This window comes from Streptomyces sp. NPDC002537 (assembly GCF_053594975.1).
In genome coordinates this window covers 49191-72968 of sequence record NZ_JBSFWT010000036.1, presented here as the reverse complement: position 1 = coordinate 72968, position 23778 = coordinate 49191, and the positions used below count along the sequence as shown (strand labels likewise).

Sequence of the window (23778 nt, the reverse complement as noted above, 5' to 3'; positions counted from 1 at the left end):
GCACCACTTTGGTGCGCGCGGCGGCGATGGTGCAGAACCAGCGGTCGCCGCAGCACTCCAGCAGGGCGCGCTCGACCGGGTGGTACGTGACCGGGCTGAGCACCTTGATCAGGCTGTCGGTGGTCACCCTGACCCGTCCGTCGTCGTACATCGCGGTGATCACGGTCTCCACGACCCGCTGCGGTCCGCCCGTCAGTCGGGCGAGCTCCAGCGGGCCGGGCTCCGCGCCCCCGGCGTCGCCGCCCGCGCGCCGACGGTCGCGGAGCAGCAGGCCGGAGGGGAGGGCGATGGTGACGAGCGCGACGGCGAGTGCGAGTACCCATGCGGTGATCATGCTGTCACGTGCCTTTCGCGGAACGCGGTGCCGTACGGAGGGTGCCGAGGCCGCGTACGGCCGCGGCGAGGCGGCGCACGCGGCCGGGGGTGCGCGGCGGAGCCGTCCTGGCGGCAGGCCAGTCGGCCAGGAGGCGGCGTCTGACGGGGTCGCGCGGCCGTCCCGCGGTCAGCAGGTGTGCGGCGAAGTCGAGCGCGTCGCGGTGGTGGCCCGCGGTGAGGGGCCGGTTCCGGGCGTAGTCGTGGAAGAGTTCCCGGAACTCCTCGCCCAGGAGCGCAGGGAGCGCGGGCGCCACCTTGGCGAGGGTGTCGGCGCGCTTCGCCAGCAGGGCCCGGCGCTGTACGTCCAGCCGCTCCGGGTCGAAGCCCGGGGGCGGCGGGCCGCCCGCGACGAGCGCGGCCAGCAGTGCGGCCTGCTCCCGGGCGAGGCGCAGGCGGGCCGCGTGGTGGGGGTCCCCGTGGTGGTGAGGGTCCCCGTGGCCGGGGTCAGCCATGGCGGCCGCCCCGGTCCACCGCCGCGCGGACGGCGGCGAGTTCGGCCGCGAGCCCGGCGGCGTCCGGGAAGTCGCCGTCGCGTTCCAGCAGGACGCCCGGGGGCACGGACCGGGCGCACAGCTCGGCGAGCAGGTCCAGCACGGGCGGCGGTACGGGGTGGGCGTGGGTGTCGTACCAGATGCCGTCCTCCTCCACTCCCCCGGCTATGTGCACGTAGGCGATCGCTTCGGAGGGGATGTCCGCGAGGGCGCGGACGGGGTCCTGTCCGAGGTTGACGTGGTTGGTGTGGAGGTTGGCCACATCCACGATCAGCCGCACTCCGGTGCGTTCGGCCACCTCGGCGAGGAACCGGCCCTCGGTGAGCTCCTCGCCGGGCCAGGCGAGACAGGCCGCGACGTTCTCCAACGCGAGGGGCACGGGCAGGAATTGCCGGGCGATGCGGATGTTGGCGCAGATCACGTCGAGGGCGTCGCGGGTGCGCGGTACGGGCAGCAGGTGCCCGGCTTCGAGGCGCGGGGTGCCGGTCAGCGGGCCGCCCGCGCGGACGGCGGCCAGGTGCTCGGTGACCAGGGGCGCGCCGAGGGCCTCGGCGCGGGCGGCCAGGGCGGCGAGGCGGGCGAGGTCGGGGCGGGCCGCGTCGCCGATGCCGAGGCTGACGCCGTGCGGGACGATTGGGGTGCCGTGGGCGCGGAGTCGCTTGAGTGGGGTGGGGATGTCGGTGGGGTCGATGTTCTCCGCGATGACTTCGACCCAGTCGACGTCCGGGAGCCGGGCGATGGCGCCGGACAGCTCCGGACGCCAGCCCAGCCCCATGCCGAGGCTCATGCCGTGGCCCATGCCGAGGGTGCGCATGGGATCACCCCCCGTGTCCCGGTGCGCGCCGAAATGGTCGCGTAAGGGGCTGATGCCCGGTGCTGGCGCGACCGAACCGGGATTTTCCCGGGCTGGGGTCAACTACCGCCTGTGGCGGGCTTTGTTCCCCGGCCCCGTCGCCGCCTGCGGCGGGAGCGTCCTGCGGCCGCGTCCTCAAACGCCGGACGGGCTGGATGTGCGGAACGTGGCCTTTGAGCCTGCGGCCCGTCCTGGGGGCACCTCCCAGCGGTAGCCGGAACGGTACACCCCTTGGGATACGCCAGGACATGCGTTCGCCTGACCAGCAGGAAGCCCCGCCCGTACGCTTCGGAGGGAAGCGCACGGGCAGGGCCCTCTACTGCCTCAACTACCTACTTGCCTTTCCCGCCGCTGCCCTCGTCCCGGCGGCGCGGCTCCCTGTTTCGGTTGACCGCATCGGGGCTGTTGCAGGCGTCGCACGCGCGTACCAGCTTTGCGCCGCCCGGTACCTCCTCAGCGACGAACCCGGTGCCGTAACACTTGCTGCACATCCCGTTCCCTCCGTTCAGCTGTGTTCGACGCGCCCGGTCCCGTTGCAGTTGTCGCACTGGTGCTGTAGCCCGTCCTTGGTCACGTACCCGCTGCCGTTGCAGTTCAGGCACGGCGTATCGCCCATGGTTCCCTCCTACGGTTGGGACGCTTCTGCCCCCCCCCTGATGAGAGGCGGTTCCCGCCCGGCCGCCGACCGTCACGTACAAGCGACCGGGCGGGGGTCTTGGTCCCTTCCGGCCGTCCCCCGTACAGCCGGAAGGGCGTTGGTGCCTGCCCCGCTGCGGTCGGCTAGCGCCCGTCGGGGGAGGCGGGCGCACACAGAGGGGCAGGCGGTCTAGTAGCGCCCGGGGGCGCCGTGGACGGCGAGCCAGACGGCAGCGACGCATGAGGCCACAATGACGGCCGCGAGAACCGACCCTTCGAGCCAGTCCGCCACCGGGCGCCGTCGCGGGATCAGGCGTTGCACCCAGCGTCGACGCGGCGCTTTGCCCATCCCTTGCGGTACCCGGCTAGCCGGTCCTCGGCGACCTTGATTGCGTCGGGGTCGCGCTGGACGCGGGCCCATTACAGCCCGCCGACGGCCGCGTTGACGTTGTCTCGGCAAAGCTCGCAGGTTCGACACCAGCTCACCACCCCCGCCGCTCTCGGTTATAGAGCGCGACGCGGGCCCGCAGCCGCTCGTTGTCGTTGGCCCGGCGATAGGTGGTGGTGTACCAGCGCTTCCCGCCGTCCAGCGGACGCAACGCCACCTCCTGGCCGTCCCATCCGGCCACCTTGCCCACTTGGTCGCGCGTGGTGTCAGTGACCAACTCCCCCAACTCTGGGGCCCATTGGATGGTGCCATCCTGGTTGACGGCGAAGGCGTTCCAGCGCTGATCATCCATTGCGGTGCACCTCCTCCCAGTGCCGGTGGAACTCTTCGCGGGCCCACGCGTCCAAGTCCCAGTCACAGGCCACCCATGCCGACCGACGCATGTTGTTCAGGCTCGTACAGCGCTTGCACTGGTCGACGAGTTTGCCGACGACGATGCCGCCGACGCCGGGCGAGTGGGGCAGCGGGGGTAGCGGTTCGACCCTCCGCTTGGTGTGAACGTTCTTACCGGACACGGCCACTCCTCTCCGTGGCGCTTCCGCTGCCAGGGAGGTTCAGCGTGGCCCACACCTGGGCACCCTTCAACCTGCAAGAGGGGAACGAAAGGTTGGTGAATGGTCCTTGAATCGCAAGGAGTTGAACCCCGATGCCTCACCCCACGCAGCCTACGGGGCGCGTTTACGCAGCTTGCGCGAGTCGCGCGGCTGGATCCAGGATGACCTTGCCGCACGCATGGAATATTCCAGCGTTCATATTTCGGCGGTTGAAACTGGTCGGAAGCCTCCAACTCTCCGCTTCTCGCGTAGCGCAGATGAAGTCTTCGGCCTCACGGGCACAGCGGACGCGTTCGAACGCCAGTACCGCGAGATCAAGCACGGTGCCTTACTGGAGGGGTTCCCGGAGTACGTCAAGTACGAGGGGCGGGCCGTGGAGATCCGGCTGTACGAGATTGGAATCATTCCGGGCCTACTGCAAACCCCAGAGTACGCACGGGTGTTGGCTGAGAGTGCGGTACGTCGGGGAGCCACCACACCCGGGCAAGCGGATGAACGTGTCTCGTTCCTGGCGAAGCGTCAGGCAGCCTTAGCAAGGCCTCACCCACCTATGGTGTTTGTGACCATGGATGAGAGCTGCATCCGTCGTACTGTCGGTGGGTCGGTCGTCATGGACGCCCAGTTGGCCGGGCTGGTCGAGTTCGCCGAGTTGCCGAACACGTTGCTACAGGTGGCGCCGTACGACATAGGCGAGCGTCGTACGTTTGACCTGCCTGTCAACCTCTTGACCTTGCCAGACCGGTCCATCGTCTGCTACGCCGAGTCTCAGGCCCAGGGGAACTTGGACCGAGAGCCCGTGTCCGTAGTGCCCATGTTGACGGCCTACCATCAGCTACAGGCCGAATCGTTGTCTCAGGCGGCGTCTGTGGCCATGATCGAGCAGGTACGAAAGGGCACGTTGTGACGACCGATTCCCCCCGCTGGTTCAAGTCTTCCTACAGCAACAACGGCGGCAACTGTATTGAGGTTGCCGCCAACCTGGTCGTCACGAGCGGTACCGTCCCGGTCCGTGACAGCAAGGACCCCCACGGCCCCGCCCTGACGTTCCCGGTGTCGTCCTGGTCGGCGTTCGTGGCAGACGTGAAATCTCGGCAGCTTTCCTGAGCCTCTGAGTCCCACACAAGCCCACACAGGACCCCTGTCGTCTTCGTGGACGGTGGGGGCAGCCTGTGTCCGGGTACGCACAAAGCCCCCGACGGCCACCCAGCGCGGGCAGCCATCGGGGGAATCTGATTGTGCTTCGCGGGAGTTTTCTCGTCTTTCGCAGCACGTTCAAGTGGCTTAACTACCCCTTAAAGGGGCCATTCTCAGGGTAGTCAAACGTGCAGTGCTCAGTGTTCCCAAGGGATTTGCCGCATGGGGGCGTGGAAAAAAGTTCACACCTAGGGCGCGTGTGTCGAGCTGGGGCCGGGATCGGGAAGAGGTCCGTTCTCTGAACTTTGAGAGTAGTTACCCCTTCCCTGCCGACCCCCTGAAGCCCAGTCGCCCATCAGAGTTCGATCACTGAAATCGGCGAGCCGCTTCGTGCCGTCTGCTCATGGATGCGTGCACCAGACGGAACGGGAAGCCAGTCAGTCCGGCCGGACTCAATCCAGCAGCCCCGGCACATCATGCTCAGGTTTTCCCGTGTGCGCTTCCCGCCGCGCTGAATTGGCGTTCGCCATCCGATCCCGACTGCCTCGGCTGGTCCGAACGCATCGCATGGTTCGCAGCGGAGTACATCTGTTCTCAGCCGGGCGAGACGAGAACATGCCGCTATGATCTCTGGCTCGCGCTCAGGCGAACGGCCAAGCCAACGGATGTGCCCAGCGATAAGGGCACCCCACAGCTCACCCTTGAACTCGCGCCATCCCCGCAGGGCCACGCTGTGAAGCAGGTTGCGCCACTGCTGACGACCGATGGGCAGGGCACGCGCCGTAGCGGCCAGCGTGGCCCGCCTGCCACGCGCGAGGAGTATGTCTATCTGCTTGCGGACCAGGGCGAACGCGTCAGCGTCTTCCGCAAGGTATGCCTTGCCGTCGCGCCGCTCCATCACGTACGGGAACGGGGCCTTGCCGGATATCCAGCGGCCTTGCGCCCGGCGCTCTTCGTGCGCGGCCTCACTGCGGTCCGTGATCATGCCGAGTTCCCATTCGGCGACGGCCGCGATGATGGTCGCGATCAGTCGCCCGGTCCCGGACTTGTCGGCACTGTCCAGCAGGCTGTCCGACGTGACCAGCCGTACGCCGTTCTCGTCGGCCCAGTCCATCAGCTTCTGAAACTCACGCACGGACCGCGCGAAGCGATCTAGTTTCCACGCGATGACGACGGCCGGGCGGGCCGCCATGATCCGGGCCATGCCCTTCTTACGGGCCTCAAGGGCAGACCCGCCGGACACGCCATCGTCCACGTAGGCGTTCGCCTCAGCGGCGGCGATCGTCTCGGCGGCGAAGCCCAGCGCCTCAGCCTTGAGGCGGCAGGCGCGGAGCTGGACGTCCAGCGACGACGATTCGTCGGACGAGCGGGACAGGCGGAGGCTGAACGCGAGCTCAGCACGGGCAGGGGCAGCGGTGTCGGTCACATGACGGTTCGAGGGCGTGGAACGCCTGATCACGACGGGCGGCGTGTCCCCGCGAAGGGGCGCAAGCGTCCTGGCAGGGGCGGAGGTCTTCACGCCCGGGGTCTCGTGAGTCGATTGCCTTGCATCGCTGACCAGGGCTGACGGGACGGGGGCGGCGGCGGTCGTCTTCACACTCGCCCTGGAGCGCAAGGACTTCCCGGAAACGCGGGTATCAGGCGCGGAAGTGGTCACACTGGCTGTGGACATCGACAAATTCCCCAGGGATCTGCCCCCGGACAGCCCCGGCAGTGTGACGCCGGTTGTGTCCTAGGGGGTGAACAGTTCCCTGGGGGAGATTGAGGACAACGCGGCGAAGCCGTGTTGCCGGTGCGGTGGGGGAAGGTCAGGCCTTCACCCCTACCCCGCCGTAGAAGACGGTGTTGCTGAGTTCCTTCGGGCTAGGGACCGGGCCGTCCGGGCGCCAGAGGGGGACGCGGACCAGGCCCGGGTCCTGGAGGGCGAAGTCGCCGAAGAGCGGCTCGATCGCGGCGCGCCCGCGCAGGTTCAGCGCCGCCGTCGCGTTCTTGTACGTACCGAGCACACTGTCGCGCGCCTTGACATCCGTATAGCCCTCGTCGTAGCCCTCGTACGGTTCGGCGGTGGCGTGGGAGAGCACCAGGCGGCTGCCGGACGGCAGCGCGTCGCCGAGCGCGGCGACGATCCCGGCCGGGTCCTCCTCGTCCTTGACGAAGTGCAGCACGGCGACCAGCAGCAGGGCCACGGGCTCGGTGAAGTCGACGAGTTCGCGCACGACCGGGTGGGCGAGGATCTCCTCCGGCCGCCGTACGTCGCCGAGGACGAAGGCGGCCCGTCCGGCGTTGGTGAGCTTGGCCCCGGCGTGGGTGGCGACGATCGGGTCGTTGTCCACGTAGGCGACCCGTACGTCGTCGGCGGTCTCACGGGCCACCTCATGGGTGTTGGGCGAGGTGGGAATGCCCGTGCCGATGTCGATGATCTGCCGGATGCCGTCGCGCACGCACTCCCGGACCGCGCGCTGGAGAAAGGCTCGGTTGGCGCGGGCGGACAGTTTCACCTGCGGGTGGGCCTGGATGACGTGTTCCGCCGCCTGCCGGTCGACCTCGTAATTGTCCCAGCCGCCGAGGTAGTAGTCGTACATGCGGGCCGGGTGCGGCCTGCTGGTGTCTATTTCCTCGGCGCTGAAGCCCCGCTCGCTCACACCGTGCTCTTTCATTCGCAGCTCACACTCGTTCCCGCGAGAAGGAAATCGGCTTGGCCGGCCTTCGCGCCTCTGATGAAGCTCTCGATTTCGTGGTGCGTGTAGATGAGCGCCGGGCCCTCCGGGTCGGTGGACTGGCGCAGCGCGACCCGGCCGTCCCCCAGGCGCATGGCCTCGACGCAACTCCCCCCGTTGCCGCCGCTCCACGGCTTGCTCCACCCCTCGGTGCCGAGGTCGGTGGCGGGCATGCCGTTGTATATGCGATCCATGGTTCAGATCTCCTTACGAATGCCACCCAGGAGGGCCTTGGTGGTGTGAGCCGGCGCGGCCTGCGCGCACATGCGGTCCAGCGCTTCCAGGAAGGCCGAGACATCGTCGCGCTGGTCGAAGTAGGAGGCTCCGACCAGGTTTTCCGCGTAGGCGATGTCCGGCAGCTCCGGAAGCGGGAACCGGAAGATATGGAAAGGCCCGTACATCGCCGGGTGCGGCCCGGCGGCGAACGGCATGATCTGCAGCCTGACATTCGGCAGGTCGGTCGCGTCCATGAGGTGGGCGATCTGCGCGCGCATGATGTCGGGCCCGCCGATGGGCCTGCGCAGCACGGTCTCGTCCATCACCACCCACAGCAGCGGCGCCCCGTCCCGGGTGAGCAGCGACTGGCGCTGTCTGCGGACGGTGACCGCGCGGTCGATGTCGGCGGCGGGGGCGTGCGGCATTCCGGCGCGGAGCACGGCGCGCGCGTAGTCCTCGGTCTGCAACAGCCCCGGGATGTAGTGCGGTTCGTACGCGCGAATGAGATTGGCCTCTCCTTCGAGGCTCACAAAGGCGCTGAACCACTCGGGCAGGACATCCCGGAAACGGTGCCACCAGCCGGGGCGATTGGCCTCCCGCGCGAGTGAGAGGAAGCCCTCGATCTCTTCCGTGCCATGGACGCCGTAGACGCACAGCAGTTTCTCCACATAGGGGAGCTTCAGGCCGACTTCGGCCTTCTCCATTCTGCGGATCGTGGCATGCGTCACATCGAGAGCGCGGCCCGCGTCCTCATAGGACAGCCCGGCCTTCTCCCGGAGGTCCTGGAGCCGTTTGCCGAGTACGACCCGTAGGACGGTCGGGGCGCCCGTCGGCCGCGCGTCCGCCACTCTTCTCCCCCTCCATGCCGTCAGCCGCCGTCATATGCCCGCAGTGTGCCATGCACCCCCCGGAGCACACAGACTGCCCTGACGATTCTGCAAATTACAGATTGAACCTTGCCACACATGACCGCCATCGCACATAGTTGCGGAGTGGTCCCCTCCCATGACGCACCTTCGCTCGGACGCTACGGCAGTTCCATGGCCGCGCGTCGTCAGGACGCCTTTCACTTTCCGGCCCTCAACACCTCGGTGGCGGAGGCGCGCAGACGAGTCGCCGCGCAGCTGCGGGAATGGGGTATCGACGAAGTGGCCTGTGACGACGCCCAATTGGTGGTGTCGGAGCTCTTCACCAATGCCGTGCGGCACACGGACAGCGAGAAGGTCGGCTGTCAACTGCGGCTGGGCGCCGCACATCTGCGGATAGAGGTCACGGACCAGGGGCACGCCTCGACGGAGCCCCGGGCGCGCTGCAGCGGCGCGGACGAGGAGAGCGGGCGCGGGCTGCTGCTGGTCGGCGTGCTGTCGAAGGCCTGGGGGGTCCGGCCCGACGACAGCGGCCGCGGCCGCGTCGTCTGGGCCGACCTGCCGCACGGGCGGCTCCCCCACTGACCTTCCGGCCGCCCTACAGCGGCAGCAGGTCCGGCCGCTTCGGCTCGACGTGGTCCCCCGAGGACTCGCCGCGCAGCCGTCGGCCGATCCACGGCACCAGGTGCTCGCGCGCCCAGTGGATGTTGTCGCGGCGCACCTCGGCCGCCGTCCGGTGCCCCTCCTCGGGCCACGGCTGGTCGGGATCGGCCGGAACCTCAAGACCGAGGACCTGGGCGGCGCGCAGCGCGACCCGGGTGTGCCCGTCCGCCGAGAGGTGCAGGCGGTCGTCGCTCCAGGCCCGCCGGTCCTGGACCGAGCGCAGCGACCACAGGTCGAGGACCGGGCAGTCGTGCCGGTCCGCGATGGCACGGACGTGGGCGGTGTAGGTGGCGATCTTGCCGCGCAGATGGCGCAGGACCGGTATGCCGCGGGTGTCGAAGCCGGTGCACAGCAGCACCGTGCCGACCGATCCGGCGAGGTCCGCGACGGCCGCCTCGTAGCGTTGGGCCACGTCGTCCGGGTCGCTGCCCGGCCGCAGGATGTCGTTGCCACCGGCACAGAAGGTCACCAGGTCCGGGCTGAGCTCCTTCGCCCGGGGGATCTGCTCCTCCACGATCTGGTCGAGGAGGCGGCCGCGGACGGCGAGGTTGGCGTACCGGAAGGCGTGCTCGGCGTGCTGGTCGGAGAGGAGTACGGCCAGTCGGTCTGCCCAGCCGATGAAGGAGTCGCCCGGCCCCGGGTCACCCACACCCTCCGTGAAGCTGTCCCCGACGGCTGCGTACGACCCGATCGTGCTCTTGCTGAATGCTTGCGAATCGTCTGCCACGTCAGCACATCATTCACCTCGGCGAGTGACCTACGCCACCGTAACCAGGGGTTGACGTGCAGTGATGTATCCCACCCCAACAAAGTCGACGCAAGCGGAATACGTCGGCTCGGGTGCCTTGCCGAGCCGATTGCCCGTACAACCGTTGTCGTAGAGTCGTTCAGCCGGTCAATCAGTCGGTTCAGTCAGCCGCCTCGTCGACGAGCAGCGTCGACGGCCGAACCTGGGAGCGCCCGTGACGCAGACGCCGCATGTCCCGTCCACCGAACCCGAGCTGGCGGGGGTCCGCAACTTCCGTGATCTGGGCGGCCTTCCGGCCGCCGACGGGCGGCGCGTACGGCCCGGCGTCCTCTTCCGCAGCGGCCATCTCGCCCACGCGACCGACGAGGACCGATGTTTCCTCGACTCGCTCGGCCTGCACACGGTCCTCGACTTCCGCAACGCGGCCGACATCGAGCTCGACGGGCCGGACGTCGAACTCCTCGGGGTGCGGAACGTGAACATCCCGCTCAGCGATCCGGCGGACGGCGCCGAGTTCTGGCGTCTCGTCCGCTCCGGGGACGTGGCGCGGGTGCGGGAGATGCTGGCCGGGACCCGGGGTGCCGACCGGATGAGCACGAGCTACCGCGAGATGATCGTCACGCGCACCGCGGAGCACGGCCGTGTCCTGCGGCTGATCGCCGACGACGCCGTGCCGGTGCTGATGCACTGCGCCGCGGGCAAGGACCGGGCGGGGCTGTCGATCGCCGTCACGCTGCTCGCGCTCGGGGTGCCGCGGGAGGCCATCGAGGCGGACTACCTGGAGTCGAACGCGATGCACCGGCGGTACCGCATGCGCAAGCCGACGGCGGAGCCGCGGGAGGTCACGGAGCTGCTGTCGCCGATGTTCGAGGCGCGGGCGGAGTATCTGGCGGCCGGGTTCGCGGCGATCGAGGACACGTGGGGGACGCCGGAGAAGTACCTCGCGGAGGGGCTGGGGTTCGGCCGTTCCCTGCGGGACCGGCTGCGGGAGCGGTTGCTCACCGCCTGACTCGCCCCTCGCACCGGGGGGCTCCGCCCCAGCGCCCCTTACGGGGCCGGTCGCCGGACGGGCCGAATCAGCCCGTCCGGCGATCGGGGCCGCGCCCGGAGGCGCTCCCGGGTCCCGGTCGCGAACTAACGGTTCGCCACCGCCTGTTTGACCAAGGTCCGGCCGAAGTCCCACATCAGGCCGCCGCCCCCGTGCGCCTCGTCCATCACCGCCGTGAAGGCCGACACGAAGCGGTCCACCTCCCGCTCACCGATGATCAGCGGCGGGATGAGCTTGATGACCTCCAGGTGATCGCCCGAGACCTGGGTGAGGATGCGGTGCTTCTGCAGCAGCGGCACCACGACCATCTGCGCGAACAGCCCCTTGCGGGCCGCCTGCAGCATCGTCCAGCGGCTGCGCAGCCCGAGCGACTTCGGCTTGCCGAACTCGATGCCGATCATCAGCCCGCGCCCGCGGACGTCGTGCAGCAGCTCGTACTTGTCGACCAGCGCGGCCAGCCGCGTCCGCAGCAGGTCCCCGGTGTGCCGGGCGTTGGCCACGACCTGCTCGTCCTCCATGACGGAGAGCACGGCGAGGCCCGCCGCCATGGCCTGGGCGTTGGAGCCGAAGCTCGCCGAGTGGACCAGCACCCGGTCCATGGAGGAATAGACCTTCTTGAAGATCCAGTCCTTGCCCAGGGTCGCGCCGACGGGCACATAACCGCCGGACAGCGCCTTGGCCACGCACACCAGGTCCGGCTCGACACCGGCCTCGTGCTGATAGGCGTGGAAGTCGCCGGTGCGGCCGATCCCGGTCTGCACCTCGTCGGCGATGAGCAGCGCCTTGTGGCGGCGCAGCAGTTCCTGCGCCTGGCGAAGGAAGCCGGGCGGCGCCTCGTGGACGCCCTTGCCCTGGATGGGCTCGATCACGAAACCGGCCACGTCCCCGCGGCGCAGCTCGCGTTCCAGGGCGTCGAGGTCGCCGAGCGGGATCGCGGTGTCGGGCAGCAGCGGGGCGAAGCCGTCGCGGAAGCCGGCCTCGCCGTTGACGGACAGCGAACCGGTCGTCAGGCCGTGGAAGGCGTGGGTGCAGTAGAGGACGCGCGGTCTGCCGGTCGCGTAGCGGGCGAACTTCAGGGCCGTCTCGACGGCCTCGGTGCCGCTGTTGCCGAAGAACACCCGGTCCAGGTGGGGGGTGTACGACAGCAGCTTCTCGGCGAGCAGGCCGGGCAGTGGCTGGCAGTCGAAGCGGGTGAGGTCGGCGAGCGAGGCGTCGAGGACGTCGTGCAGCGCCTTGCGGACCACGGGGTGATGGCGGCCGACACCCATCACCCCGAAGCCCGCGAGCATGTCGAGGTAGTCCTGCCCCTCGGCGTCCCAGAAGTAGGCGCCCTCGGCCCGTTCGTAGACCTTGTCGAAGCCGATGGTGTGCAGCATGCGGGGCAGTTGGTGGTTGAGGTGGCGGGTGTGCAGGTCGTACCGCTCGCCGCCGCGCTCGGCGAGGAGCCGGGCGAGGTCGAAGCCCTTCGCGGCGTCGGTGCCGTCGGATGTCATGCGTCGTTCTCCTTACGGGCCGGGTCCGCCTCGGTGGCCTCCTTACGGGCCAGGGCGGCGCTGATCCGGCCGGCGATCTCGGCGGGGGTGAGCCCCAGGTCCGCCAGCACCTCGCCGCGCTTGGCGTGCGGGAGGAACTGCTCGGGGATGCCGAAGGTACGTACGGGCACGTCGGCCTCGGCGTCGCGCAGGGCCTGCGCGACGGCCCAGCCGACGCCTCCGGTACGGCTGTTGTCCTCGACGACGGCGACGATCCGGTGCCGTTCGGCGAGGGCGGGCAGGGCCGCGTCGACGGGCTTGACCCAGCGCGGGTCGACGACCGTGCAGGGGGTGCCGCGCGCGGTGAGCAGTTCGGCGGCCCGGAGGCAGACCTGGGTCATGGCACCGACGGCGACGAGGAGCACCTCCGCGTCGGTGGCGTCGTCCGGGCGGGCGATCACGTCCATGCCGCCGACCCGGTCGAGGGCCGGGACGGGCTCGCCCACGTTCTCCTTGGGGAAGCGGATGACGGTCGGGGCGTCGGTGACGTCCACCGCCTCGCGCAGCTGGGCGCGGAGCTGGTCGGCGTCGCGCGGGGCGGCGATCCGCAGGCCGGGGACGACCTGGAGGATCGACATGTCCCACATGCCGTTGTGCGACGGGCCGTCCGTGCCGGTGACCCCGGCCCGGTCGAGGACGAAGGTGACGCCGCACCTGTGCAGCGCCACGTCCATCAGCACCTGGTCGAAGGCCCGGTTGAGGAACGTCGCGTACACCGCGAACACCGGGTGCAGCCCGCCCGTCGCCAGACCGGCCGCGGAGGTCGCCGCGTGCTGCTCGGCGATCCCGACGTCCCAGACGCGGTCCGGGTACGCCTCCGCGAACCGGGTGAGGCCCACCGGGTGCAGCATGGCGGCGGTGATCGCGACCACGTCCGGCCGTTCGGCGCCGATCCGCAGCATCTCCTCCCCGAAGACCGAGGTCCAGGAGCGGCCCCCGGAGGGCGTCAGGGGCTCGCTGGTCAGCGGGTTGATCACGCCCACGCTGTGGAAGCGGTCCGCCTCGTCCTCCAGGGCCGGCTGGTAGCCGCGGCCCTTCTCCGTCCGGCAGTGGACGAGGACGGGCCCGTGGAAGCGCTTGGCCCGGCGCAGCGCCGATTCGACGGCGGCGATGTCGTGCCCGTCTATCGGCCCGAGGTACTTCAGCCCCAGGTCCTCGAACATGCCCTGGGGCGCGAAGGCGTCCTTGAAGCCCTTCTTCGCGCCGTGCAGCGACTCGTAGAGCGGCTTCCCCAGCACCGGCAGGCCCTGGACGGCCTCCTTGCCCCAGGACAGGAAGCGTTCATAGCCGTCGGTGGTGCGGAGGGTGGCGAGGTGGTCGGCGATGCCGCCGATGGTGGGGGCGTAGCTACGCTCGTTGTCGTTGACGACGATGATCAGCGGCCGGTCCCCGGCCGCGGCTATGTTGTTGAGCGCCTCCCACGCCATGCCCCCGGTGAGGGCGCCGTCGCCGATGACGGCGACGACGTGGCGGTTCCAGCGGCCGAGCACCTGGTTGGCCTTGGCGAGGCCGTCCGCCCAGCTCAGCACGGTGGAGGCGTGGCTGTTCTCGATGACGTCGTGCTCGGACTCCTCCCGCGAGGGATAGCCGGACAGCCCGCCCTTGCCCCGCAGCTTGGAGAAGTCCTGCCGGCCGGTGAGCAGTTTGTGCACGTACGACTGGTGCCCGGTGTCCCACAGGATGCGGTCGGACGGTGAGTCGAAGGCGCGGTGCAGGGCGATGGAGAGCTCCACCACGCCGAGGTTGGGTCCGAGGTGTCCTCCGGTCCTGGCCACCGCGTGCACCAGGAAGTGCCGGATCTCCTCGGCGAGTTCGGTCAGCTCTTCGCCGTCCAGCGCCCTCAGGTCGCGTGGACCGCGGATGTTCTCCAACAACGACACGCGGGCCCCCTCCTCTTCTCTCGGCATGGGCCGGGCTGCCGCCGCGGCCCCTTCTCGCTGTTCCCCCTGGTGGTGCCTGCCGGTCAGCCCACGGTGACGTCGGGCGTTCCCGGGCCGACGCCGTCCGCCGCCATTCCCTCGGCGAGCTTCATGGCCTCGTCGATCAGCGTCTCGACGATCTTCGATTCGGGGACGGTCCTGATGACCTCGCCCTTGACGAAGATCTGGCCCTTGCCGTTGCCGGAGGCGACACCCAGGTCGGCCTCGCGGGCCTCCCCGGGGCCGTTGACGACGCAGCCCATGACGGCGACGCGCAGCGGGACCTCCATCCCTTCCAGACCCGCCGTCACCTCTTCGGCGAGCTTGTAGACGTCCACCTGCGCCCGGCCGCAGGACGGGCACGACACGATCTCCAGGCGGCGTTCGCGCAGCCCCAGGGACTCCAGGATCTGCATGCCGACCTTGATCTCCTCCGCCGGAGGAGCCGACAGGGAGACGCGGATGGTGTCGCCGATGCCCTCGGAGAGCAGGGCGCCGAAGGCGACGGCGGACTTGATGGTGCCCTGGAAGGCAGGGCCGGCCTCCGTGACGCCGAGGTGCAACGGGTAGTCGCACCGGGCGGCCAACTGCCGGTAGGCGTTGACCATCACGACCGGGTCGTTGTGCTTGACCGAGATCTTGATGTCCCGGAAGCCGTGCTCCTCGAAGAGCGACGCCTCCCACAGCGCCGACTCCACCAGCGCCTCGGGCGTCGCCTTGCCGTACTTCTCCAGCAACCGCCGGTCCAGCGAACCGGCGTTGACCCCGATCCGGATCGGGATGCCCGCGTCCGCCGCCGCCTTGGCGATCTCCCGGACCTTGTCGTCGAACTGCCGGATGTTGCCGGGGTTCACGCGGACGGCCGCGCAGCCCGCGTCGATCGCGGCGAAGACGTACTTCGGCTGGAAGTGGATGTCGGCGATCACCGGGATCTGCGACTTCTTCGCGATGACCGGGAGCGCGTCCGCGTCGTCCTGCGACGGGCACGCGACCCGGACGATCTGGCAGCCGGACGCCGTGAGCTCCGCGATCTGCTGGAGCGTGGCACCGACGTCCGCCGTCACGGTCGTGGTCATCGACTGCACCGACACCGGTGCTCCCCCGCCGACCGCGACCGGCCCGACCTGGATGCGCCGCGAGGGGCGGCGCGTCGCCAGCGGCCGGGCCGGCACGCCGGGGAGCCCGAGCGGGACCGGCTCCGTGGCTCCCATGGCGCTCAGCTCCGGTTTCCCGCGACGCTCTCGCGGACCGCGCGCAGCGACTCCTTCAGCGACCCCATGGTGGCGAGGACCGCCGTGGGCTCGTAGCCGCAGTGCGCCATGCAGTTGTCGCAGCGGGGGTCCTTCCCGCGCCCGTACTTGTCCCAGTCGGTCTTCTCGATCAGCTCGCGGTACGTGGGCACGTACCCGTCGCTCATCAGGTAGCAGGGGCGCTGCCAGCCGAACAGGGAGTAGTTGGGGATCGCCCACGCCGTGCAGGGGAAGTCCACCTTGCCCTCCAGGAAGTCCAGGAAGAGCGGGCTGTGGTTGAGCCGCCAGCGGGCCCGGTTCCCGCCCGAGAAGGCCTTCTTGAAGAGGTCGCGGGTCTGCTCCACGCCCAGGAAGTGGTCCTGGTCGGGAGCCTTCTCGTAGGCGTAGGCGGGCGAGAGCATCATCTCGTCCACCTGGAGCTCGTCGTTGAGGAAGTCGAGCACGTCGATGATGGTCTGCGGGGTGTCGGTGTTGAAGAAGGTGGAATTGGTGGTGACCCGGAAGCCGCGCCGCTTGGCCTCCTTGATCGCCTCCACCGCCTCGTCGAAGACGCCTTCCTTCGCAACGGATTCGTCGTGCCGCTCACGCAGCCCGTCGATGTGCACCGCGAAGGCGAAATAGGGCGAGGGGGTGAATTTCTCCATCTTCTTGCGCATCAACAAAGCGTTGGTGCACAGGAAGACATACTTTCGTTTGGCCACCAACTGCCGGACGATCTCGTCGATCTGAGGGTGCATCAGCGGCTCACCGCCGGCGATGGACACCATCGGCGCACCGGACTCCAGCACGGCACCCACGGCCTGGGCGACGGGCATCCGCTGCTTGAGCACCCCCGCCGGGTGCTGGATCTTGCCGCATCCTTCGCACTTGAGGTTGCACGCGAAGAGCGGTTCGAGTTCCACGATCAGGGGGAACTTGTCGCGCTTACGGAGCTTCTGTTCAAAAAGATAGGTTCCCACCCGGATGGACTGGCGGAGCGGCATGGCCATCTGGCTCACCTCCTGGGGAGCAGTAAAGAACGGTGCCATTCGATAAAAGCGGGAAGGACGGTGCGGAGCACCCGGAAGGCTGATATTCCACCCCGCAACGTCCCGATTCGTACGAGTTCATGCTCTGGAGCGTCCACGACCACCCGGACGGCCGCAACGGGGCGCGGCCCCATCCGTACGGCGCTTCGGAGCGTGGCGGCGGACTCCATGTCCACCGCGATCGCGCCCGCGGCGTGCAGGTCCGCGCGCTCCGCGCCGCGCACGACGTGGTCGGAGCCGACGAGCGGGCCGGTGTGGATGACACGCTTCGGCACGGCCCGCGCGAGCTCCTTGGCGAGCAGCTCGACGCCGGAGCACTCCGTGCGCCCCGCATGGTCGCGGGTCTCGTCGGCGACGACCAGGTCCCCGGGGTGCATCCCGGGGGCCAGGCCGGCGCAGAACCCGGTGGCGATCACGGCCGCGTCGAGCATGGCCGTACCGTCCCGGAGCGCGCGCGTCACGGCCTGGTCCGCGGCCTGCGGGCCCATGCCGGTACGCAGTACGGTCACGGGGCCCGCCGCACCGCCGAAGCCGCCGCCGCGCAGGGCGAGACGCTCGATGCCGAGCGCGCAGGCGACCAGCAGCGGTGCGGAGGGGGTGCCCGTGCCGGTGGTCATCACGCCTCCAGCCGGCCGGGGGCGAAGGGCTCTCCGTGCACATAGCGGCCCAGGGCCGTGACGGGGAAGACCTCCCGGTAGAGGTGGTAGTTGATGGAGAAGTCCCAGGGGAACCCGGTGCCGGTGAAGTACGGCTCGTCCCAGGTGCCGTCCTCGGTCTGGGTCTCCACCAGGTAGGCCACGCCGCGCTCGACGGCCTTGCCGTCCCGCTCGCCCGCCGCCAGCAGGGCCATCAGCGCCCAGGCGGTCTGGGAGGCGGTGGAGGCGCCGCGTCCGATCCACTCGCTGTCGCGGTAGGAGCGCAGGTCCTCGCCCCAGCCGCCGTCGGGGTTCTGCACGCTCTCCAGCCAGTGCACCGCCCGGCGGACGGCCGGGTGCGAGGCCGGGATGCCCGCGGCGGCCAGGGCCGGGAGCACCGAGCCGGTGCCGTAGACGTAGTTGACGCCCCAGCGGCCGAACCAGCCGCCGTTCTCCTCCTGTTCGGCGAGCAGCCACTCGATGCCGCGCCGGGTGCGCGGGTCGTGCTGCTTGCCGAGGACCGCCAGCATCTCCACCACGTGCGCCGTGACGTCGGCGGACGGCGGGTCGACGACCTCGCCGAAGTCGCAGAACGGCAGCCGGTTGGGGAAGGGGCTGGTGTTGTCGGCGTCGAAGGCGCCCCAGGCGCCGTTCTTCGACTGCATCCCCAGGTTCCACCGGGCGGCGCGCTGGACGGCCGCCTCGACCCGTACGGGGTCGGGGTGGTCGACGCGTTTGAGGGCGAGGACCACTTCGGCGGTGTCGTCGATGTCCGGGTAGTTGTCGTTGTGGAACTCGAACGCCCAGCCGCCCGGGGTGAGTTCGGGCCGCCGTACGGTCCAGTCCCCGGGCCGGTGGATCTGCTCGTCCAGCATCCAGTCGACGGCCTTGACGAGCGCCGGGTGGTCGGGCCGCAGCCCGGCGTCGGCGAGGGCGATGGCCGCGAGGCAGGTGTCCCAGACGGGCGACTGACAAGCCTCGATCATCCGTGAGCCGTCCTCGCGCCAGACGGCGAAACGGTCCAGCGACTCCAGCCCGACGCGCAGCACGGGGTGGTCGAGGTCGTAGCCGAGGAGGTGGAGGGCGATGATCGAGTAGACGGCCGGCGGCTGGATGCCGCCCCAGCAGCCGTCGTTCTCCTGGCGCTCGATGATCCACCGGGCCGCCGCGTCGAGCGCGGAGCGCCGCAGTCGCCGGATCGGGAGCTTCCGGTACCGGTGGAGTGCCCTGTCGAGGCGCTGGAAGACACCGTCCCAGCTGGCGGCCGGCGCCAGGGGGCGCGGCGGGTTGGGCCGCCGCGGGTCCGTGTGCAGCTCGTCGAGGGCGAACGGCGCGGGCCGTACGGGCCGCAGCGCCGAGACGACGGTCAGCGGGACGATGGTCTGCCGGGCCCAGCAGCCGAAGTCGTAGATGTTCAGCGGGAGCCACTTCGGCAGGAACATCAGCTCGGGCGGCAGCTCGGGCAGGTCCTCCCATTTCCACCAGCCGAAGAGGGCGAGCCAGATCCGGGTGAAGACACGGGCGGCCGCGATGCCGCCCCGGCCGCGGATCCACTCGGCGGCGGTGGCCATGTGCGGGGCGTCGGGGGAATCCCCGGCCAGCCGCAGGGCGACATAGGCCTCGATGGTGGCGGAGAGTTCGCCCGGCCCGCCGAGGAAGGTGGCCCAGGTGCCGTCGGACCGCTGCTCGGACCGGATGAAGAGGGCGGCCGCCCGCGTCGTCCTCTCGTCCTGGATGCCCAGGAACTGACGGAGCAGCAGGTCTTCGGCGTCCATGGTGACGTTGGTCTGCAGGTCGCCCTTCCACCAGCCCGTTGGGTCCTGCCGGGCCAGGAGGTGTTCGACCGCTCGGGCCGTGGCCCGCTCGGCGGCCGCGAGTGCCGTGCCATCGGCGGCCGGGAGCGGGGGTGTTGCGGTGGTGCTGTCGTTGGCCGCGGTTGCGTGGGGCGGCAGGGCCCCGGTGCTTCCGTCGGTCGTCGCTGTCATGGTTTCCCCTTTTTGCAGTGATCTTTCTTCTCTGCCGTGCTGGGGGCTCCGTCGGCCGACGCTCCGTCAGGGCGTCGGCCGGCGACTGCGATCTGCTCAGATCGGGTGAATGGTGATCATCTCTTTCGTACGACGACGAAGTCGGCGAGCGCGGTGAGCTGCGCGCGGACCTCGGTGGGCATGTCGACTCCGTTGAGCGCCTCGATCGCGGTGGCGTGCTGGCGGCGGGCTTCCTGGGAGGTCCACTCCCGGCCGCCCGCCTCCTCGATCAACGCCGCGCGGCTGGCGAATTCTTCCTCGTCGAAGTCGGCGGACTGGGCGTCGCTGAGCTTGGCGTCAGCGGCGAGGATGTCGGCGAGCCGCGCCGACGCGGGGCCGCCCGCCGCGAGGGCGGCGACCACCGGGAGGGACTTCTTGCGCTGGCGCAGGTCGCTCCAGGTCTGCTTGCCGGTGGCCTCCGGGTCGCCCCAGATGCCGAGCAGGTCGTCCACGGCCTGGAAGGCGAGGCCGAGGTGGTAGCCGTACGCCTCCAAGGTGTCGGCCGTGCGGTCGTCGGCGCCGCCGAGGACCGCGCCGATGGAGACGGCGCAGGCGAGCAGGGCGCCCGTCTTGTTGCCCTCCATCTCCAGGCACTCCTCGACGGTGACCCGCTCGCGGTGCTCGTAGGAGATGTCCTGGGCCTGGCCGTCGATCAGCTTGCGGGTCGCGGTGGTCAGCCGCCGGGTGGCCCGGCCGGCCTCGACCGTACCGAGCTCCAGCAGCACCTCGTTCGCGAGCGCGAACAACGCATCGCCGACGAGGATCGCCTGCTCGGGCCCGTAGACCTTCCATACGGTGTCGCGGTGCCTGCGCTGCTCGTCGCCGTCCATCAGGTCGTCGTGCAGCAGCGAGAAGTTGTGCACGAGCTCCACCGCGACGGCCCCGGGGACACCCACCTCGGGGGCCGCGCCGGCCGCCTCCGCCGAGAGCAGGGCGAGGGCGGGCCGTACGGCCTTGCCGCTGTCGCCGTGCGTCGGCCTGCCCTCGGCGTCGATCCAGCCGAAGTGGTAGGCGGCGACGGTGTCCATGGGTGATGCGAGCCGGTTCACGGCAGCACGCAGCACCGGCGTGGCAAGCGTCCGCCCACGCTCCAGCAGGGCGTTGACGCCCGCGGTGTCGACAGCTGGGATCGCCGAAGTCACGGTCTCTCCTCTGGTGGTCGTGCTCGTGCGCGCCCCGTGGCGGGGCGGCACGCCTTGGTGGCTCGCCTCGTTCATTCCGCCCCCCGCAAGGGGTCCCGGTGGGGGCGACCGAGCTCGGAGAGTGCCGCGCCCGCGGCGTTGACACCGCTGCGCACCGCGCCCTCCATGGTCGCGGGCCAGCCGGTGGCGGTCCACGCACCGGCCAGGAAGAGGCCGGGCGCGCGTGTGGGGGCGGGCGGCCGGAGCCGGCCGACGCCCGGAGCGGGGGCGAACGTCGCTGTCCGCTCCCGGGTCACGAAGAAGTCCCGTACGCCGGCGCCGCGGGCCGCGGGCAGCAGCCGCTCCAGCTCGGGGAGGTAGCGCTCGCGGAGCTCGGCGACGGGCCGGTCGATGTCGTCGTGCGCGGCCGACTGGGAGACGGCCAGGTACTGGCCGCCGTCGGCACGGTCGCCGAGTCCGGAGGAGTCCGTCCGGTCGAAGACCCACTGCACGGGCGAGCCGAGCGCCGCGAAGAACGGCTTCCGGAGAACTTTGCGGTCGTATACGACATGGAGGTTGAGGATCGGCGCGGTGTCGATCTCCAGCAGCCGGTCGGGGGCGTCGAGGACGCCCTCGGGCAGCAGGCCATGGGTCTCGCGCTGGGGCACGGCGAGCACGACGACGTCGACGTCGAGCCGCTCGGTGCCGCCCGCCCCGGCCTCGATGTCGACGTGCCAGCCGTTGCCGTCCGCGCCGCGGGCGATCGCGGTGGCGCGGGTGCGCAGCTCGGTGCGCACGCCCGCCTTGTCGAGGGCGGCGCGGGCCCGGGTGTCGTGCAGCTCGCCGAGGGGGACGCGGGCCCAGCCGATGTCGGCGGCGCCGGGCTCGGACAGCAGCCCGGTCTTGAAGACCATGGCGGCCAGGCCCAGCGAGGACCGGTCGGCGGTGGCGTTGAGCGTGGCGACTCCGACGAGGTCCCACAGCGCCTCGACGGCGCGGGGCGACTGGCCGTGGCGGTGCAGCCAGCTCGCGAAGTCCTCGCCGTCGAGCGCGGGGTCGTCGAGGTCGAGGCCGCCGAGCGCGAGCGCGGCGCGGCCGACCTTGGCCCGCTCGGCGAGCGAGAGGTGCGGGTAGGTGGCGAGGCTCGCCGCCAGGTGCAGGGGTACGGGCAGGCCGGTGCGGCGCAGCCTGCCGAGGCGCGGGCGCCCCGAAGGATGGCCGATGTCCAGCACGGGCACGTCCAGCCGCCGTTGCAGCGGGGCGAGTTCGGCGGCGTCGACACGGTCGAGGAACCACCGGTAGGCGGTGCAGCAACGGAGGTAGACGTGCTGGCCGTTGTCGACGGTGAGGTCGCCCCGGCGGAAGGAGAAGGCGAGCCCGCCCAGCCGCGGGCGCCCCTCGACGAGGGTCACCCGCAGCCCGGCGTCGGCGAGTTCGAGCGCGGCCGTGATTCCGGCCAGGCCGCCGCCGACGACCACCGCGGCCGCCCCGACGGGGCAGCCCGCCCCGTCCGCACGCTGCCGCTCGGACCGGGTCGTCGTCCCTGGTGTCGTCATGCGCCCACCCCCTCGGCTGCTGTCAGTGACGTGTGCGACCGCCGGAGGGTTGCATACCGCCCACCGGTACGAATAGGGCGCATCAAGTGCGCCCCCCGGCGGTCTGCCGCTGGACGCTCCGGGCGTCGAAGCCGGACAGGCCGCGCACGGCGACGTACGCCTTCTCGCGTCCGGGCAGGGAGACCCGGCCGCGCAGCACGGCCTCGGGGTCCTGGGCGATACGGTCCAGCAGCCTGCGGTAGATGCCGGCCATGGCGGCGACACAGGCGCCGCTGCGCCGGTCGAGCATGGGCAGCAGCTTGGTGCCCTCGGCGAACAGCGCGCGGGCGCGCCGCACTTCGAAGTGGACCAGGCCGGTGAAGTCGGAGCCCGCGGGCGGCCGCACGGAGTGGAAGCCCGCGGAGCAGCCGAACTTGGCGAGGTCGTCGGAGGGCAGATAGGTGCGGCCGTTGGCCGCGTCCTCCCGGACGTCGCGCAGGATATTGGTCAGTTGCAGCGCGAGCCCGAGCGTATCGGCGTACTCCGAGGCGCGTGCGGCGTCGCGCGCGCCGGGCACCGTGCCGAACACGCCCAGCGAGAGCCGGCCGATGGCGCCCGCGACACAGCGGCAGTACGCCGCGAGGTCGTCCCAGGTCTCGTAGGTCTCCCCACGCACATCCATCTGAACGCCGTCGATCAGTTCGTCCAGCCCGCCGAGCGGAATGGGAAAACGGCGCGCGGCATGGCTGAGCGCGACGGCCACCGGATCGGTGTCGTCCTCCTCGACCCTGCCCTCCCTGATGCGGGCGAGCAGCTCGCGGGTGTCCTCGAGCCGCTGTCGCTTGGATTCCGCGTCCAGTGGGCCGTCGCCGATGTCGTCGACCCGCCGCGAGAAGGCGTACAGCGCCGACATGGCGCGCCGCTTGGCGGTCGGCAGAAGCCTGATGCCGTAGCTGAAGTTACCGGCCTGTTGTCCGGTGACTGCCTCGCAGTAGCTGTACGCGGCGAGTACCGGCGCGGACGCGTCTGGCGATCCGTTCACGGTCCCGCTCACCCCTCTCTTCGCAGTGTCGCTCCCACCTCGCGCAGCATGCTGAGCTTGGTGGGCTTGGGCGGTCCCGGCAGTACGTCGTATCCCGCGGCGGCAACCGCTCCGAGCGCGGCCCTCCCCCCGCCCACGAATCCCGCGAGCAACAGCTTCAACCTGCCGTGGACGCTACCCACCAGGGGGGTGCCTTCATTCAGCAGTTCCCCGGCGCGTTCCGCCTCGTACGCGACCAAGGCGCGCAACGACGCGCCGCTGGTCGGGCGGGTGAGGTCGGACTCGCTCACGTGGAAGCGCTTCATGTCCTCGGCCGGGAGGTAGACGCGGTCGCGCCCGAGGTCCTCGGCGACGTCCTGCAGGTGTTCGACGATCTGCAGCGCTGTGCAGACCGCGTCCGAGCGGCGGATCCGCTCGGGGCTCGCGGTGCCGGTGATGCCCAGGACGAGGCGGCCGACGGGATTGGCGGACAGCTCGCAGTACGCGAGCAGGTCCTGGTAGGTGGCGTAGCGGCGGACGCGCTGGTCCTGCCGGTTCGCCTCGATCAGTCCGAGGAAGGGCTCGGGCGTGAGCCCGCACCGGCGGACGGTGGGCCGGAGGCGGAGCAGCAGCGGGTGGCGCGGGCCGGTGCCGGAGGTGTCGAAGACCCGGCGCAGGTCGGCCTCGAAGGCGTCGAGCATGGCGAGACGGTCGTCACTCTGCTCCCGGTCGAGGCCGAGCAGTTCGGCGTCGCGGCCGCCGGGTGCGAGATCTCCGTCACCGATGTCGTCCACGAGTCTGGCGTAGCCGTAGACGGCCATGAGATCGTCCCGCCAGGCACGCGGCACGAAGAAGGGCGCCACGGGGAAGTTCTCGTGCGCGGCCTTGTCGAGCACGGCGCGCTCGTGCGCGTCCGTCCCCGCCGTCACCGCGGGCTGCCCGGACCGGGGACGGCGTGAGCGCC

The 23778-nt window shown here is 70.6% G+C and carries 22 protein-coding genes and 1 pseudogene; 4 read left to right on the top strand and 19 right to left on the bottom strand.

The features are described 5' to 3' along the window. The 4 genes and pseudogenes from ACWD4A_RS18315 to ACWD4A_RS18300 all read right to left on the bottom strand — a co-directional run. A partial coding sequence (locus ACWD4A_RS18315; RefSeq protein ID WP_451194993.1) for a TIGR04222 domain-containing membrane protein occupies positions 1–334 on the bottom strand: 334 nt, incomplete at its 3' end. A gap of 4 nt (positions 335–338) precedes the next feature. Continuing rightward, positions 339–1653: pseudogene (locus ACWD4A_RS18310) on the bottom strand (multinuclear nonheme iron-dependent oxidase). 1184 nt (positions 1654–2837) lie between these two features. Beyond that, positions 2838–3095 carry a hypothetical protein gene (locus ACWD4A_RS18305; protein ID WP_451194991.1) on the bottom strand — a complete coding sequence of 86 codons (258 nt, stop codon included), beginning with the start codon at positions 3093–3095 and terminating at the stop codon, positions 2838–2840. Further along, positions 3088–3318 (bottom strand): hypothetical protein, encoded by a 231-nt coding sequence (locus ACWD4A_RS18300; protein WP_451194989.1) that lies wholly within the window; start codon positions 3316–3318, stop codon positions 3088–3090. Before ACWD4A_RS18300 ends, ACWD4A_RS18305 begins: the two co-directional genes overlap by 8 nt. Before the next feature lie 106 nt (positions 3319–3424). Between ACWD4A_RS18300 and ACWD4A_RS18295 the strand changes: the two genes are divergently transcribed. Beyond that, a complete protein-coding gene (locus ACWD4A_RS18295; RefSeq protein WP_451194987.1) occupies positions 3425–4261 on the top strand; it encodes a helix-turn-helix domain-containing protein in 837 nt (278 codons plus the stop codon). Continuing rightward, positions 4258–4461 (top strand): DUF397 domain-containing protein, encoded by a 204-nt coding sequence (locus tag ACWD4A_RS18290; RefSeq protein ID WP_451194985.1) that lies wholly within the window; start codon positions 4258–4260, stop codon positions 4459–4461. Before ACWD4A_RS18295 ends, ACWD4A_RS18290 begins: the two co-directional genes overlap by 4 nt. Positions 4462–4846: 385 nt before the next feature. Here the strand turns inward: ACWD4A_RS18290 and ACWD4A_RS18285 are convergent, their stop codons facing one another. The 4 genes from ACWD4A_RS18285 to ACWD4A_RS18270 all read right to left on the bottom strand — a co-directional run bounded on the left by ACWD4A_RS18285 (position 4847) and on the right by ACWD4A_RS18270 (position 8272). Next, a complete protein-coding gene (locus ACWD4A_RS18285; protein ID WP_451194983.1) occupies positions 4847–5917 on the bottom strand; it encodes a recombinase family protein in 1071 nt (356 codons plus the stop codon). 382 nt (positions 5918–6299) lie between these two features. After that, complete coding sequence (locus ACWD4A_RS18280) at positions 6300–7148, bottom strand: SAM-dependent methyltransferase (RefSeq protein ID WP_451194981.1); 849 nt, start codon at positions 7146–7148, stop codon at positions 6300–6302. Beyond that, positions 7145–7402: a DUF397 domain-containing protein gene (locus ACWD4A_RS18275; protein ID WP_116214726.1), complete on the bottom strand. Its 258-nt coding sequence runs from the start codon at positions 7400–7402 to the stop codon at positions 7145–7147. Before ACWD4A_RS18275 ends, ACWD4A_RS18280 begins: the two co-directional genes overlap by 4 nt. Positions 7403–7405: 3 nt before the next feature. Then, positions 7406–8272, bottom strand: a complete 867-nt coding sequence (locus ACWD4A_RS18270) for a helix-turn-helix domain-containing protein (protein ID WP_451194979.1) — start codon at positions 8270–8272, stop codon at positions 7406–7408. A gap of 192 nt (positions 8273–8464) precedes the next feature. Here ACWD4A_RS18270 and ACWD4A_RS18265 point away from each other — a divergent pair, with 192 nt between their 5' ends. Then, entirely contained in the window at positions 8465–8875 is a 411-nt protein-coding gene (locus tag ACWD4A_RS18265) for an ATP-binding protein (protein ID WP_451194977.1), read from the top strand. A 13-nt stretch (positions 8876–8888) separates the two neighbouring features. On the opposite strand, the gene ACWD4A_RS18260 is transcribed toward ACWD4A_RS18265, so the two are convergent. Next, positions 8889–9680 (bottom strand): SGNH/GDSL hydrolase family protein, encoded by a 792-nt coding sequence (locus ACWD4A_RS18260; RefSeq protein WP_451194975.1) that lies wholly within the window; start codon positions 9678–9680, stop codon positions 8889–8891. A gap of 235 nt (positions 9681–9915) precedes the next feature. Between ACWD4A_RS18260 and ACWD4A_RS18255 the strand changes: the two genes are divergently transcribed. Continuing rightward, a complete protein-coding gene (locus ACWD4A_RS18255; RefSeq protein ID WP_451194974.1) occupies positions 9916–10710 on the top strand; it encodes a tyrosine-protein phosphatase in 795 nt (264 codons plus the stop codon). Positions 10711–10835: 125 nt separating this feature from the next. Here ACWD4A_RS18255 and ACWD4A_RS18250 read toward each other — a convergent pair whose 3' ends face one another. The 10 genes from ACWD4A_RS18250 to hpnC form a co-directional block, all read right to left on the bottom strand. Beyond that, on the bottom strand, positions 10836–12242 hold the full coding sequence (locus ACWD4A_RS18250; protein WP_451194972.1) for an aspartate aminotransferase family protein: 1407 nt from the start codon (positions 12240–12242) through the stop codon (positions 10836–10838). Then, a complete protein-coding gene (gene dxs / locus ACWD4A_RS18245) occupies positions 12239–14161 on the bottom strand; it encodes a 1-deoxy-D-xylulose-5-phosphate synthase (RefSeq protein WP_451194970.1) in 1923 nt (640 codons plus the stop codon). The genes ACWD4A_RS18250 and dxs overlap by 4 nt, the downstream gene beginning before the upstream one ends. Positions 14162–14244: 83 nt before the next feature. Then, the gene (gene ispG / locus ACWD4A_RS18240; protein ID WP_451194969.1) at positions 14245–15411 is read right to left on the bottom strand and encodes a flavodoxin-dependent (E)-4-hydroxy-3-methylbut-2-enyl-diphosphate synthase; all 1167 of its coding nucleotides are present in this window, start codon (positions 15409–15411) and stop codon (positions 14245–14247) included. 5 nt (positions 15412–15416) lie between these two features. Next, positions 15417–16439, bottom strand: coding sequence for an adenosyl-hopene transferase HpnH (gene hpnH / locus ACWD4A_RS18235; RefSeq protein WP_451194967.1), 1023 nt, complete (start codon positions 16437–16439; stop codon positions 15417–15419). Between the two features lie 5 nt (positions 16440–16444). After that, entirely contained in the window at positions 16445–17095 is a 651-nt protein-coding gene (locus ACWD4A_RS18230) for a phosphorylase family protein (protein WP_451194965.1), read from the bottom strand. Further along, positions 17095–19098, bottom strand: a complete 2004-nt coding sequence (gene shc / locus ACWD4A_RS18225) for a squalene--hopene cyclase (RefSeq protein ID WP_451194964.1) — start codon at positions 19096–19098, stop codon at positions 17095–17097. The genes ACWD4A_RS18230 and shc overlap by 1 nt, the downstream gene beginning before the upstream one ends. A gap of 116 nt (positions 19099–19214) precedes the next feature. Continuing rightward, a complete protein-coding gene (locus tag ACWD4A_RS18220; RefSeq protein WP_451194962.1) occupies positions 19215–20279 on the bottom strand; it encodes a polyprenyl synthetase family protein in 1065 nt (354 codons plus the stop codon). 71 nt (positions 20280–20350) lie between these two features. Beyond that, complete coding sequence (gene hpnE, locus ACWD4A_RS18215; RefSeq protein ID WP_451194960.1) at positions 20351–21814, bottom strand: hydroxysqualene dehydroxylase HpnE; 1464 nt, start codon at positions 21812–21814, stop codon at positions 20351–20353. Between the two features lie 82 nt (positions 21815–21896). Continuing rightward, positions 21897–22847 carry a presqualene diphosphate synthase HpnD gene (hpnD, locus tag ACWD4A_RS18210; protein WP_451194958.1) on the bottom strand — a complete coding sequence of 317 codons (951 nt, stop codon included), beginning with the start codon at positions 22845–22847 and terminating at the stop codon, positions 21897–21899. Next, complete coding sequence (gene hpnC, locus ACWD4A_RS18205) at positions 22844–23710, bottom strand: squalene synthase HpnC (RefSeq protein WP_451195002.1); 867 nt, start codon at positions 23708–23710, stop codon at positions 22844–22846. Before hpnC ends, hpnD begins: the two co-directional genes overlap by 4 nt. Positions 23711–23778 lie beyond the last annotated feature (68 nt).